This is a genomic window from Microlunatus flavus, from assembly GCF_900110855.1.
Taxonomy (GTDB): Bacteria; Actinomycetota; Actinomycetes; order Propionibacteriales; family Propionibacteriaceae; genus Microlunatus; species Microlunatus flavus.
The window spans coordinates 156,105-168,961 of record NZ_FOFA01000002.1 but is presented as its reverse complement, the minus strand read 5'-3'; the positions used below and the strand labels follow the sequence as shown (position 1 = coordinate 168,961).

13 protein-coding genes are annotated in these 12,857 nt (G+C 73.9%); 5 read left to right on the top strand and 8 right to left on the bottom strand.

Annotated features, from left to right (window positions below):
- Nucleotides 1-27: 27 nt before the first annotated feature.
- Both BMY04_RS05195 and BMY04_RS05190 read left to right on the top strand, forming a co-directional pair.
- Nucleotides 28-618, top strand: a complete 591-nt coding sequence (locus BMY04_RS05195) for a DUF937 domain-containing protein (RefSeq protein WP_091178090.1) — start codon at nucleotides 28-30, stop codon at nucleotides 616-618.
- A complete protein-coding gene (locus tag BMY04_RS05190; protein ID WP_091178518.1) occupies nucleotides 615-1,256 on the top strand; it encodes a Maf family protein in 642 nt (213 codons plus the stop codon). Before BMY04_RS05195 ends, BMY04_RS05190 begins: the two co-directional genes overlap by 4 nt.
- 132 nt (nucleotides 1,257-1,388) lie before the next feature.
- On the opposite strand, the gene BMY04_RS05185 is transcribed toward BMY04_RS05190, so the two are convergent.
- Nucleotides 1,389-2,567, bottom strand: a complete 1,179-nt coding sequence (locus BMY04_RS05185; RefSeq protein ID WP_198409989.1) for an Nramp family divalent metal transporter — start codon at nucleotides 2,565-2,567, stop codon at nucleotides 1,389-1,391.
- Nucleotides 2,568-2,791: 224 nt separating this feature from the next.
- On the opposite strand from BMY04_RS05185, the gene BMY04_RS05180 reads away from it, so the two are divergent.
- The 3 genes from BMY04_RS05180 (at nucleotide 2,792) to BMY04_RS05170 (ending at nucleotide 5,767) form a co-directional block, all read left to right on the top strand.
- On the top strand, nucleotides 2,792-4,060 hold the full coding sequence (locus BMY04_RS05180) for a multidrug effflux MFS transporter (RefSeq protein WP_408630445.1): 1,269 nt from the start codon (nucleotides 2,792-2,794) through the stop codon (nucleotides 4,058-4,060).
- 185 nt (nucleotides 4,061-4,245) lie between these two features.
- Nucleotides 4,246-4,737, top strand: coding sequence for a DUF5666 domain-containing protein (locus tag BMY04_RS22645; RefSeq protein WP_091178089.1), 492 nt, complete (start codon nucleotides 4,246-4,248; stop codon nucleotides 4,735-4,737).
- Nucleotides 4,738-4,948: 211 nt separating this feature from the next.
- On the top strand, nucleotides 4,949-5,767 hold the full coding sequence (locus BMY04_RS05170; RefSeq protein ID WP_091178088.1) for an SDR family oxidoreductase: 819 nt from the start codon (nucleotides 4,949-4,951) through the stop codon (nucleotides 5,765-5,767).
- A gap of 176 nt (nucleotides 5,768-5,943) precedes the next feature.
- Here BMY04_RS05170 and BMY04_RS05165 read toward each other — a convergent pair whose 3' ends face one another.
- The 7 genes from BMY04_RS05165 to BMY04_RS05135 form a co-directional block, all read right to left on the bottom strand.
- Nucleotides 5,944-6,543, bottom strand: coding sequence for a methylated-DNA--[protein]-cysteine S-methyltransferase (locus BMY04_RS05165; protein ID WP_232506118.1), 600 nt, complete (start codon nucleotides 6,541-6,543; stop codon nucleotides 5,944-5,946).
- 62 nt (nucleotides 6,544-6,605) lie between these two features.
- Nucleotides 6,606-7,238 (bottom strand): methylated-DNA--[protein]-cysteine S-methyltransferase, encoded by a 633-nt coding sequence (locus BMY04_RS05160; protein ID WP_091178086.1) that lies wholly within the window; start codon nucleotides 7,236-7,238, stop codon nucleotides 6,606-6,608.
- Between the two features lie 114 nt (nucleotides 7,239-7,352).
- On the bottom strand, nucleotides 7,353-7,778 hold the full coding sequence (locus BMY04_RS05155) for a ChaB family protein (protein WP_091178085.1): 426 nt from the start codon (nucleotides 7,776-7,778) through the stop codon (nucleotides 7,353-7,355).
- Between the two features lie 80 nt (nucleotides 7,779-7,858).
- A complete protein-coding gene (locus BMY04_RS05150; protein WP_091178084.1) occupies nucleotides 7,859-8,149 on the bottom strand; it encodes a DUF1905 domain-containing protein in 291 nt (96 codons plus the stop codon).
- Nucleotides 8,150-8,200: 51 nt separating this feature from the next.
- Complete coding sequence (locus BMY04_RS05145) at nucleotides 8,201-10,750, bottom strand: DEAD/DEAH box helicase (protein WP_408630444.1); 2,550 nt, start codon at nucleotides 10,748-10,750, stop codon at nucleotides 8,201-8,203.
- Complete coding sequence (locus BMY04_RS05140) at nucleotides 10,747-11,373, bottom strand: anthranilate synthase component II (protein ID WP_091178083.1); 627 nt, start codon at nucleotides 11,371-11,373, stop codon at nucleotides 10,747-10,749. Before BMY04_RS05140 ends, BMY04_RS05145 begins: the two co-directional genes overlap by 4 nt.
- A complete protein-coding gene (locus tag BMY04_RS05135; RefSeq protein ID WP_091178082.1) occupies nucleotides 11,370-12,857 on the bottom strand; it encodes an anthranilate synthase component I family protein in 1,488 nt (495 codons plus the stop codon). The genes BMY04_RS05140 and BMY04_RS05135 overlap by 4 nt, the downstream gene beginning before the upstream one ends.

The following is a 12,857-nucleotide window of genomic DNA, read 5'->3' as shown; positions in this document are numbered from 1 at the left end:
CACCACCCGTCTCGACAAGGAGCGTGCATGAGCGCCATCGACGACATCGTCGCTTCGCTGCCGATGTCCGACCTCGCCGGCCGCGTCGGCAGCGACCCGCAGAGCACCGAGGCCGCGGTCCGCCAGGTCCTGCCCGCCCTGCTCGGTGGGCTGCACGCGAACGCCCAGGACCCGGCCGGCGCGAGCTCGCTCGCGGGCGCCCTCGGGCAGCACTCGCCCGACCTCGTCGACGGCGGGGTCGACCTCGCCCAGGTCGACCCGGGCGACGGCAGCAAGATCGTGAGCAACATCTTCGGCGGCCAGACCGACGAGGTCGCGCAGACCCTCGGCGGCTCGCTCGGCGGGCAGACGGGCCTGGTGCAGAAGCTCCTGCCCATCCTCGCCCCGATCGTGCTCTCCTACCTGGCCCAGCGCCTCGGCGGCCAGGCCCAGCAGGGCCAGGGCGGCGGGCTCGCCGACGTCCTCGGCGGCCTGCTGGGCGGTCAGGGTCAGGGCCAGGCGGCGGGCTCGGGCGGCCTCGGCGGCCTGCTGGGCGGTCTCCTCGGCGGGCAGGGCGGCGGCTCCCAGGGCGGTCTCGGCGACGTGCTCGGTGGGCTGCTCGGCGGTGGCCGGCGCTGAGCGTCCAGGCGGACCGCCCCGGCGGCGTACGGCTCGTCCTCGCCTCCGCCTCCCCGGCGCGGCTGGCGACGCTGCGTTCCGCGGGCCTCGACCCCGAGGTCGTCGTCTCCGGGGTGGACGAGTCCGGCGTGGTCGCGGCGAACCCCGCCGCCCTGGTCGCGGAGCTGGCGCGGCTCAAGGCCGAGGCGGTCGACGCGACCCTCGGGCACGACGACCGGACGACCGTCCTGGTCGGGTGCGACTCGATGCTCGAGCTCGACGGCGAGGCGTACGGCAAGCCGCACGACCCCGAGGCGGCTGCAGCGCGCTGGCGGCTCATGCGGGGCCGCAGCGGCGTCCTGCACACCGGGCACCACGTGGTCGTGCACGACGCGGACGGTCGTCGCGTCCGGGCGGGCGTGGGGTCGACCGTGGTGCGGTTCGCCGACCTGACCGACGACGAGGTCGCGGCCTACGTCGCGACCGGGGAGCCCCTCGAGGTGGCCGGGTCCTTCACCGTCGACGGGCTCGGCGGGCCCTTCGTCGAGTCCATCGAGGGCGACCACCACAACGTCGTCGGCATCAGCCTGCCCCTGCTGCGACGGCTGCTGCTCGACCTCGGCGTGAGCTGGCCGTCGCTGTGGTCCCCCCGGGGCTGAGGCGCGCCCTCCCGCCCTCCCCCCTGGGCCCCCCACTCCCGACGAACCGCTGACCGGCGACACCTGGGACGGCTGGACAACGGTCGTTCCTCAGCAGTTCCCCGGGGGCTCGGGTGCGGTCGGGACCGCGGGTCAGCCGAGGAGGATGAGGACCACGAGCGTCGCGTTGAGCGCGACGACGACCCCCACCACCAGCCAGGCCACGGCGATCACCCGTCGGCCGGTGGGCGCGAGGTGCATGAGCCGGGCGTCGGCGGCGATGCGCACCAGCGGGACGAGGGCGAAGGGGATGCCGAACGACAGCACCACCTGTGACCCGATCAGGAGCTGGGTCGGGTCGAGCCCGAACGCGAGCAGCACCAGCGCCGGGCCGGCCGTCATGAGGCGGCGCACGAGCAGCGGGATGCGGCGGCGCAGCAGACCCTCGGTGATCACGGCGCCCGCGTAGCCGCCGACCGACGTCGACGCGAGGCCCGAGGCCAGCAGCCCGAGCGCGAAGAGCGTCGCCACACCCGACCCGAGCCGGTCGCTGATGCCCGCGACGGCGTCGGGCAGGTCGGTGACGGTGAGCCCGAAGAGCGTCGTCGCCGCCACCAGGAGCATCCCGATGTTGACGGCGCCCGCCAGGACCATGGCGAGGGTGACGTCGAGCCGGACGCCGCGCAGCACGCTGCGGGCGTCGTCGGCGCTGGCCCGGCCGTGCCGGTCGCCGACCAGGGCGGAGTGCAGGTAGACGGCGTGCGGCATGACCGTCGCCCCGAGCATGCCCACGGCCAGCAGCGCGCTGTCGGCGCCGTCGAGGCGCGGCAGCAGGCCGCCGACCGCGGCCACGGGGTCAGGCGGGTCGAGCACGAGCCCGGCGAGGAACCCGACGGCGACGACCCCGAGCATCCCGGTGACGACCCGTTCGAAGAGCTTCTGGCGCCGACGGCTCTGCAGGAGCAGCAGCGCGGTGCTGACGACCGTCGTGATCACCGCGCCCACGACGACCGGCAGCCCGAAGAGCAGGTTCAGGGCCAGCGACCCGCCCACGATCTCGGCGAGGTCGGTGGCGACGGCCACCACCTCCGCCTGGGCCCAGTAGGCGCGGCGCGCCCAGGTGCCGTTGCGCTCGCCGACGAGGGCGGGCAGCGAGCGGCCCGTGAGCCAGCCGACCTTCGCCGACAGGTACTGGACCAGCCCCGCCATCAGCGTGGCCGCGACGAGCACCCACAGCAGCAGGTACCCGTACGCCGCCCCCGCGGCTGTGTTCGTGGCGACGTTGCCGGGGTCGACGTAGGCGACGGCCGCCACGAAGGCCGGCCCGAGCAGGCGTGAGCCTGCGCGCAGGCGCTCGATCCGCTCCCGCTGCACCAGCACCCGCTGCTCCCCCACCCTTCTCACCCGCCGCCCGCTCGCGGACGAGAGGGTAACCAGCCGCCGCGGCCTGCGCGCGGGGCACCAAGAGACGGACCCGCCACGGCCCGGGCACGCGGTTACGGTGATCCGTGCCCTCCGAGCCCGCTCCTTCCGGCCCCGCACCCGCCGGGCCGGACCTGTCGCGTCCGTCCTCGTCTTCGGAGCCGACCGGTGGTTCGGCTTCCACCGTCCGGCTGGTGGTCGTGCTGGGGATGCTGTCGATGTTCGGGCCGATCTCGCTCGACCTCTACCTGCCGGCGCTCCCCGCGCTGGCCACCGACCTGCGGTCCTCGACCTCGGCCGCCCAGCTGTCGATCACGGCCTGCCTGCTCGGGCTGGCCCTCGGCCAGCTGGTCGCGGGCCCGCTGTCCGACCAGTTCGGGCGGCGGCGCCCGCTCGTCGTCGGGCTGGTCGTCTACCTGCTCACCTCGGCCGCGTGCGCCTTCGCCCCCACGATCGAGGTGCTGGTCGTGCTGCGGCTCGTCCAGGGCCTGGCCGGCGCGGCCGGCATCGTCATCGCCCGCGCCGTCGCGCGCGACCTCTACTCGGGTCGCCGCCTGGTGATCATCTTCTCCCGCCTGATCCTCGTCAACGGGCTGGCGCCGATCCTCGCCCCCGTCATCGGCGGGCAGCTCGCGCTGGTGACGAGCTGGCGCGGGATCTTCCTGGTGCTCGCCGGCTTCGGCGTGGTGCTCCTCGCGGCCGGGGTGTTCGGCGTGCCCGAGTCGCTGCCCCCCGAGCGCCGGCGCGCCGGTGGGGTGCGCGACACGCTGCGGAGCTTCCGCACCCTGCTGGGCGACCGGCTCTTCGTGGCGGTCGTGCTCGCCGCGGGCTTCGCCGGGGCGTCGATGTTCGCCTACATCGCCGGTGCGACCTTCGTCCTGCAGCGCCTCTACGGGCTCTCCGCACAGCAGTTCTCCTTCGCCTTCGGCGCCAACGCGCTCGGCATCATGGTCTTCGGGCAGCTCGGTGCCCGGCTCGCGCACCGCTGGAGCCCGCACCGGGTGATGGCGACGGGGCTGCTCATGAACCTCCTCGGCTCCGCCGGCCTCGCCGTCGCCGTCCTCGTCGGCCTCGGCCTGTGGCCGCTGCTGGCGTCGCTGTTCGTCATGGTCAGCGCGCTCGGGCTGGTCTTCCCGACCTCGACGGCGCTGGCCCTGGCCGACTACCCCGACCGCGCGGGCGCGGCGTCCTCGCTGCTCGGCCTCGGCCAGTACGTCATGGGCGCGGTCGTGGCCCCGCTCGTGGGGCTGGCCGGCGAGGACACCGCCGTACCGCTCGGGATCGTGGCGCTCTCCTGCAGCGTCGTGGCCGCGGCCATGTTCTTCGGCGTGGCCGTCCCCGCCCTGCACCGCAGCCGCCTCGTCGAGCCGGACTCCCTCGAGCCGCCCCAGGCGCCCGCCTGAGACCGGCCCTCCCACCGCGTCCGACGCGTCGGCACGCAGACGCTCCCGCCGCTCGCAAGGTCGTGACCGCCGTGGCTGAAGGGTTGCTGAAGCAACCCCTACGCCCGCTCCGGTCCGGCGCACGACGACCCGAGACTGGCGAGGTCGCGGGACCGGTGTGGTGCCGCACGAGCTGGAGGACATCGATGAAGAAGCCCACGGTCATCCTGGCCACCGCCCTGTCGACGATCGCCCTCGCGGGCGCGGTCGGCGTCGGTGTGGCCTCGGCGGACCCGTCCACGAGCCCGACGGCGAGCCCGACGAGCAGCGCGACCGCCGCGCCGACCACCGGCGCCAGCCCGGCGAAGCCGGCCACCAAGCCGGGCAAGGGCGACCACAAGCGCAAGGGCGACCTCACCCGCCGCGCGCTCCACGGCGAGGTCACCCTCGGCGGCAAGAAGCACAAGGTGGTCGACTTCCAGCGCGGGACCGTCACCGCCGCCAGCAGCACCTCGATCACGGTGAAGAGCAAGGACGGCTTCAGCGCCACCTACGTGGTCGACGCCAAGACCAAGGTCCGTCAGGCCAAGGAGAAGGCGGCGATCGGCGACGTGAAGACCGGCGACAAGGTGCGGGTCGTCGCCACCAAGGACGGCTCGACGCTGACCGCGACGCGGATCGCCGACCGCACCAAGTAGCCCTTCCCGCGTCGCCGGGGCTCCCGGCGACGGCCACGCGGTCCTCGACCGACGAGCCCGAGGGCCGCTGGACCAGACGTGCGGGGAGCACGACGGGCCGGGGTCGGCCTGCCGACCCGGTTCCGACGGGCATAAAGCCTGCCGGGACCGGGTTGTCGCCTGTCGTACGGCGCAGGGCAGGAAGTCCTTCGCCACGACGGAAGGACACCTCGTGTCTGACAAGGTCTGGTTCATCACCGGCGCCTCCCGCGGCTTCGGCCGCGAGTGGTCGATCGCCGCCCTCGAGCGCGGCGACCGGGTCGCCGCGACCGCGCGCGACACCTCCACGCTCGACGACCTGGTCGAGAAGTACGGCGACGCGCTTCTCCCCCTCCAGCTCGACGTCACCGACCGTGACGCCGACCGGGCGGCGGTCACGCAGGCGCACGACCACTTCGGGCGGCTCGACGTCGTCATCAACAACGCCGGCTACGGCCACTTCGGCATGGTCGAGGAGCTGAGCGAGGACGAGCTCCGCGCCCAGCTCGAGACGAACCTCTTCGGCGCCGTCTGGGTCACCCAGGCCGCGCTGCCGTACCTCCGCGAGCAGGGTTCCGGCCACATCATCCAGGTCTCCTCCATCGGTGGGATCAGTGCCTTCCCGGGCATCGGCGCCTACCACGCCTCCAAGTGGGCGCTCGAGGGCATCAGCCAGGCCCTCGCCCAGGAGGTCGCGCCCTTCGGCGTCCACGTGACGCTCGTCGAGCCCGGCGGGTTCTCGACCGACTGGTCCGGCCCGTCGGCCAAGCGCAGCGAGGAGAACCCCGCCTACGAGCCCGCCCGCGAGGCCGGCCGCGCCCGCCGCGGTGGGCAGACGCCGGGGGACCCCGAGGCCTCGAGCCGCGCCCTGCTCAAGGTCGTCGACGCCGAGCAGCCGCCGCTGCGCGTCTTCTTCGGCGAAGCCCCGCTCGGCATCGCGACCAAGGACTACGAGTCGCGCCTCGCCCAGTGGAACGAGTGGCAGCCCGTCGCCCTCGAGGCACAGGGCTGAGCCCGGCCTCTCGCTCGAACCCTCCGCCCACTTCTTACCCACCCCCTCCCGCCGGCCCTGGCGCCGGCGGCGGTCAGCTGGTCACGGTCGGCCGACGCCTGAGACCGGCGGTCGGAGTCTGAGGTCCGAGGTCTCGACGGCACCTGTGCTGAGGTCGCCCGCGTGAGCGGGCGGCCTCAGCGCACGCCCTCCAGCTCGAGCAGGGCGTGCTTGGCCTCCTCGCCCCCGCGGTAGCGACCCATCGATCCGTCGGAACGCACGACCCGGTGGCACGGCACCACCACGGGCAGGGGATTCGTCGCGCAGGCGGTGCCCACCGCCCGCACCGCCCGCGGGCTCCCGGCCAGGGCGGCGAGGCCGGCGTACGAGGTCGTCCGCCCGTACTCGACGTCCACCGCGAGGTGCCCGAGCACCGTCCGGCGGAACCCACCCGCCAGCTGCCAGTCCAGCGCGACGTCGAAGCGCCTTCGCCGCCCCGCGAAGTACTCCTCCAGCTCGCGGGCCGTCTCGTCCAGCCGCCCGGCCAGGGGCAGAACGCGCGGGCTCACCCGGTCGGCGAGCTCCTGCAGGACGGCGTCCTCGCCCTCGCTCGCGAACGCCACCCGCACCAGCCCCGCCGGCGTCGCCGCCAGCAGCAGCGGCCCGACCGGCCCGTCGACGCTCCGGTAGCCGACGTCGACCTCGTCGCGCCCGTCGGCCGCGGCGACCAGGCGCCCGAGGAGCCGCTCGAGGTGGCTTGCGGGCGCACCGTGGGCCTCCGCCAACCGCTCGTCCACGAACCCGTCTGGCCCGTCTGACCCGTCCGGCTGCTGGCCCGGTCGCTCGTCCGGCTGCTCCGTCATCCTGCGGCCCCGGGGATGGCAGACGCCTCGCCGCTCGCCTCAGGCCCGTTGCCCGGCGACGCGTCGGCGGTCGCCGGTCGCGGAACCGTCACGGCCCCCTCCGGCAGCGCCCCCTCCAGCTCGAGCAGCTGCCGCTTGCGGTCCACGCCGCCGGCGTAACCCGTGAGGCGCCCATCGGAGGCCACCACGCGATGGCAGGGAACGACGACGCAGAGCGGGTTGCGCGCCACGAACTGGCCCGCCGCGCGAGGCCCGACGCCGACCGCACGGCCGAGGGCGGCGTAAGTCGTCGTCTCTCCGCGCGGCACCGCGGCCACCAGGCGCCACACCTCCCGTGCTCGGTCGCTGCCCAGGGGCTCGAGCGGCAGGTCGAACCGCTCGCGGCTGCCCTCGACGTACTCCGACAGCTGCTCGGCCGCGACGCGCAGCACCCGGTCCTCGTCGGCGTCGACCTCCACCCCGAACGCCGTGCGGTCCGGGGCCGGCGCGTGCTCGGCGAAGTAGATCCCGACGAGGGTGTCCTCCTGCGCGACGAGCGTCACCTCACCCAGGCCCGTCGCCACCGTCGCCTGCCGCCGCGTCGTCCCCGGTGCCGTGCCCGTCGTCCCGCGCTCCACTGTCGCCGTCATCCTGCGCTCCCTCAGCCTGCGGCCCGGGTCGGCTCCCGGGGCCAGTCACGAGGTAGTCGCGTAGCGCGGCCGGAACGTGAGGTCGTTGACCAGGTGACCTGCGTCACAGGAAGGTCAGCGCTTCCGAGCCCTCGCCGTGGCGCGGTCGTTCGCCTTCCGCAGAGCGTCGACGAGCTCGTCCTTGGTCATCGACGAGCGGCCCTCGACGCCGGCCTTCTTGGCGAGCTCGTAGAGGTGCTCCTTCGTGGCGTTCGCGTCCACCCCGCCACGGGTCTCGGCGTCGGTGTCGAGGCCGCCCGCGGCCTTCGCGTCGGACGGACCGTTCTCCTCCTTCGGCTCCCAGTGGTCGCCGACCTTCTCGTGCGTGTGCTTGACCGCCGCCCACGCGGTGCGGTGCGCCCGCGATCCGTCGCCGTACTGGTCCTCGGCGGACGCCAGCGTCTCGGCGTAGGTGTCCTTGGCCTTCTGGTCCGAGCGCTCGAGCGTGCTCGGGAGGCGGTTCTCCTCGATGTCCTCGGCCTCGCTGCCCTTCTCCGGCATGCGTCCTCCTCGCTGGGTCTCGCGTCAGTCTGGCACCGGCGACCGCGCCTCCCGGCGCCAGCAGCGCGGGGCCGGACGGCCTACGGCGTATCCACCTCGAGCCGCACCACCACGCGGTCGCCGACCGCCAGGCCCTCGGCCCGGCGGTAGCGGTCGCGCACCCCGACGAGGTAGCCGCCGTCCTTGGGGTACAGCGACGTCTCCCAGGTGCTGGCGCCGACGACCACCCGGGCCGGCACCATGCCCCAGCCGTAGCTGACGAGCGGTGCGACCTGGCGGAGGTCGTCGCAGATCTCGTCGGGCACCCGCACGAAGTGGAAGGGCGCCGGCCCGCGCCACTCGACGAGCACGCCCTCGAACTCCCGCTCCATCCCGACACCCTGCCCGACGGCTCGGGGTCGGACGGATCAGGCTCCGACGACTCAGCCCCGGGTGAAGCCCTCGAGGCGCGCGGCGGAGGTCACGTGCACGACCGCCTCTCCCGCCTCGTCGCTCGCGGCCAGGTCGACCGTCGCGCTGACCGCCCAGTCGTGGTCGCCCTCGGGGTCGTCGACGACCTGGCGCACCCGCCACAGCCCGGGCTCCTCGGCGACCTCGAACAGCGCCGGGCCGCGCGCGTCCGCACCGGTGAGGATCGCCGCGTGCTCGGCGTAGTAGGGCTCGAACGCCGCCGCCCAGCGGTCGGCGTCCCAGCCGTCGGCGCCGTCGAGCTCGCCGAGCGGCCACCACTGCCGCCGCGCCGCCAGCTCGACCCGGCGGAACAGCGCGTTGCGGACGAGCACCCGGAACGCGCGGGTGTTGGCGGTGACCGGGGGCGGCGGCTCCAGCGCCGTGTCGACGAGCACGCCCTCGTCCGCGTTCTCCGGGTGGGACAGCCGCTCCCACTCCTCGAGCAGGCTGGAGTCGACCTGCCGGACCAGCTCGCCCAGCCACACCACGAGGTCGGTCAACGCCTCGGTCCGCCGGTCCTCCGGAACCGTCTGGCGCAGCGCCTTGTACGCGTCCGACAGGTAGCGCAGGACCAGGCCCTCGGAGCGGGCCAGCCCGTAGCGCGCCACGAACTCGCTGAACGTCATCGCCTCGCTGAACAGCTCGCGGACGACCGACTTGGGCGAGAGCCGCTCGTCCAGCACCCACGGGTTGCTCTTCGCGTACGCGGCGAACGCCACCTCGAGCACCTCGGCCAGTGGCCGGGGCCAGGTGACGTCCTCGATGAGGACGACGCGCTCCTCGTACTCGACGCCCTCGGCCTTCATGGCGTCGATCGCCTCGCGCCGCGCCCGGTCGCGCTGGGCCATGAGGATCGGGCGCGGGTCGTCGAGCGTCGCCTCGATCACCGACACCACGTCGAGGGCGTACGTCTCGGCGTCCGGGTCGAGCAGGTCCAGCGCGGCCAGCGCGAAGGGCGACAGCGGCTGGTTGAGCGCGAAGTCGCGCTGCAGGTCGACGGTGAGCCGGGCCGTGCGGCCCTCGGCGTCCGGCTCGGGCAGCTGCTCGACGACACCGGACTCGCGCAGGCCGCGGTAGATGGCCAGCGCGCGAGACACGTGCCCGCGGCGGGCGGAGGGCTGGTCGTCGTTGTCGAGCAGCAGGTGCCGCATGCCCGCCCAGCAGTCCCCCGGCCGCGCGACGACGTCGAGCACCATCGCGTGGGTGACCTTGAAGTGGGAGGAGAGCGGTTCGGGCGGCGCGTCGACGAGGCGCTCGAAGGTCGGCAGGCCGTAGCCGACGGTCCCCTCCGGGGGCTTCTTGCGCACCACCTTGCGCCGCTTCTTGGGGTCGTCGCCCGCCTTGGCCAGCGCCTTCTCGTTGGCGACGACGTGGTCGGGCGCCTGCACGACGACCTGGCCGCTGGTGTCGAAGCCCGCCCGGCCGGCCCGGCCCGCGACCTGGTGGAACTCGCGCGCCGTCATCAGCCTCGCCCGCGTCCCGTCGTACTTGCTCAGCGAGGCGATCAGGACGGTGCGGATCGGCACGTTGATCCCGACGCCGAGGGTGTCGGTGCCGCAGATGACCTTGAGCAGCCCCGCTTGCGCGAGGCGCTCGACGAGGCGGCGGTACTTGGGCAGCATCCCGGCGTGGTGCACCCCGATCCCCTGCCGGACCAGGCGCGACACGACCTTGCCGAAGCCGGCGCTGAAGCGGAAGTCCGCGATCAGCGCCGCGATCTGGTCCTTCTCCTCGCGGCTGCTGATCTTGAGGCTGGTCAGCGCCTGCGCCTGCTCGACGGCGGCGGCCCGGCTGGAGTGGACGACGTACACGGGCGCCTGGTGGGTCTCGAGCAGCTCCTCGACCGTCTCGTGCAGCGTGGTCGTGACGTAGCGGTGGTGGAGCGGCACCGGACGTTCCACCGAGCTGATCGTCGAGGTCGGCCGGCCGGTGCGGCGGGTCAGCTCGCTCTCGAAGCGGCTGACGTCACCCAGCGTCGCCGACATCAGCAGGAACTGCGCGCGCGGCAGCTCGATGAGCGGCACCTGCCAGGCCCAGCCGCGGTCGACGTCGCCGTAGTAGTGGAACTCGTCCATCACCACGCACGCCACGTCGGCGTCCGCGCCCTGGCGCAGGGCCAGGTTGGCGAGGATCTCGGCGGTGCAGCAGATGATCGGCGCCGTCGGGTTGACGCTGGCGTCGCCGGTCATCATCCCGACCCGCTCGTGGCCGAAGGTGGCCACGGCGTCGAAGAACTTCTCGCTGACCAGGGCCTTGATCGGCGCGGTGTAGAAGGTGCGGCCGCCCTTGGCCAGCGTCGCGAACTCCGCCCCGGTGGCGACGAGCGACTTCCCCGAGCCGGTGGGGGTGGAGAGGATCACGTTCGCACCGCTGACGAGCTCGATGAGCGCGTCGGTCTGGTGCGTGTACGGGGTCAGCCCGCGGCTCTCCAGCCAACCGGTGAAGGCCTCGTACGTGGCGTCCGGACCGGGTTCGGCGGGGATCAGGTCGGCCAGGGACCGCCCGGCGGCCGGGGCGGTCAGGGCGCTCGCGAGGGGTCGCGCGGGGCGAGCGGCTCCTCGCCCGTCCGCTCGGCCACGTAGGTCTCGAGGAAGGAGCGGAACAGCCCGATCCCGGCCTGCGTGGTGATCGACTCCGGGTGGAACTGCACCGACTCGACCGGCAGCTCGCGGTGCCGCATGGCCATGATGTAGCCGTCGTCCCGGCTGCGGGCGCTGACCTCGAGCTCGGCGGGCAGCGTCGCGTCCTCGACGACCAGCGAGTGGTAGCGCGTGACGACCTGGTCGCGGTCGGCCGCGCGGAACATGCCGCGGCCGTCGTGGTCGAGCGTGCTGGTCTTGCCGTGCATGATGTGCGCGGCCGGGCTGACGGTCGCGCCGTACGCGCACCCGATCGCCTGGTGGCCGAGGCAGACGCCGAGCAGCGGCACCTGGCCGGCGAACTCGCGCACGAGCTCGACGTGGCCGGAGTCCAGCGGGTGCCCGGGACCCGGGCCCAGGACCAGCACGTCGGGCGCGAGGTCGCGGACGCGGTCGGTGTTGCCGGGGTCGGAGCGGATCACGACCGGCTCGGCGCCGAGCTCGGCCAGGTACTGCTCGATGATGTAGACGAAGCTGTCGTACGCGTCGATCAGGACGGCCTTCACGAGACCAGCTCCTCTCCCGTGACCGCCCAGTAGGCGGCCCCCATCTTGGTCAGCGTCTCCGCCCACTCGCCGTCCGGCGTCGAGTCGGCCACGACTCCGGCCGAGGCCCGCAGCACGTACGAGTCCCCGGTGCGGACCGTCATGCGGATCGCCAGGCCCAGGATCGTCCAGCCACCGAACCCGATCAAGCCGAATGATCCGGCGTAGAGGCCGCGCCGGCTCGTCTCCAGGGCCTCGATGATCTCCATCGCCCGGACCTTGGGCGCGCCGGTCATCGTCCCCGCCGGGAAGCTCGCGCGGATGAGGTCGTAGACGTCGTGCTCCGCGCGCAGCTCGGAGCTGACGCTGGAGACGATGTGGAACAGGTGGCTGTAGGCCTCGATGACCATGAAGTCGTCGACCGAGACCGACCCGGCGACCGAGACGCGGCCCATGTCGTTGCGGCACAGGTCGACGAGCATCACGTGCTCGGCGCGTTCCTTGGGGTCGGACAGCAGACGTTCGACCGCGAGCTCGTCGCGCGCGGCGTCACCGCTGCGGCGGGCGGTCCCGGCGATCGGGCGCATGGTGGCCGTGCGCCCCTCGAGCCGCAGGAACAGCTCCGGGCTGGCGCCGATGACGACACGGCCGGCGATGGGCAGCAGGCTCATGTAGGGGCTGGGGTTGCGCTCGCGCATGCGGCGGTAGACCGTGAGCTCGTCGGCCTGCGTGCGCACGGTGATCGCGTGACCGACCTGCACCTGGTAGATGTCGCCGACGCGGATGTGCTCGAGCGCCTGCTCGGCGTGGGAGACGAACTCCTCGCGCGTCGTGTCGTCGCTGACGCCGTCCGGGGCGGGGACGACCGGCGCGGGCAACGGTTCGGGGAGCACCTCGAGGGCGCCGACGACGGCGGCGAGGTCGAGCTCGGGCCAGCCCGGGCCCGAGGCGAGCGTGAGCCGGCCGGTCTGCTCGGTCGGGTCGATCTCGACCAGGGCGCGGACCAGGGCGAAGACCGCGTCGGGTGCGGGCTCCGGGGGGTCGGCGATGAGGCGCGGCAGCCGCTCGATGTAGCGCACGGCGTCGTAGCCGTGGAAGACCATGAGCCCGAAGCCGAAGCGTCCCGGGTCGCGCTCGACGTCGAACGTCGCGTCCAGGACCCGCGGCAGGTCGAAGAGGCCGGCGTCGCTCGTCAGCCGGTCGTCGGCGTCGGTGACCCCGCCGGCCCGCAGCGCCTCGCGCGCGTGCTCGACGAGGGTGGGCACGCCGGTGAACGTCACTCGCGCCCGGTGGACCTGCACCTCGAGCAGCCCGGTCACACCGGCGAGCGAGGCGCGGGTGTCGGCGACCGGACCGGCGAGCGACTCCAGCAGGAACACCTGCTCGACGCCCACGAGGTCACGCAGCGCGACGTACGCCGCCAGCGGGTCGGACACGTCGACCGGCACCGTCTCCAGCCGGACCGCGATCCGGTCGCGAGGGCTCGCTGCGGGGGTGGTCGGCAC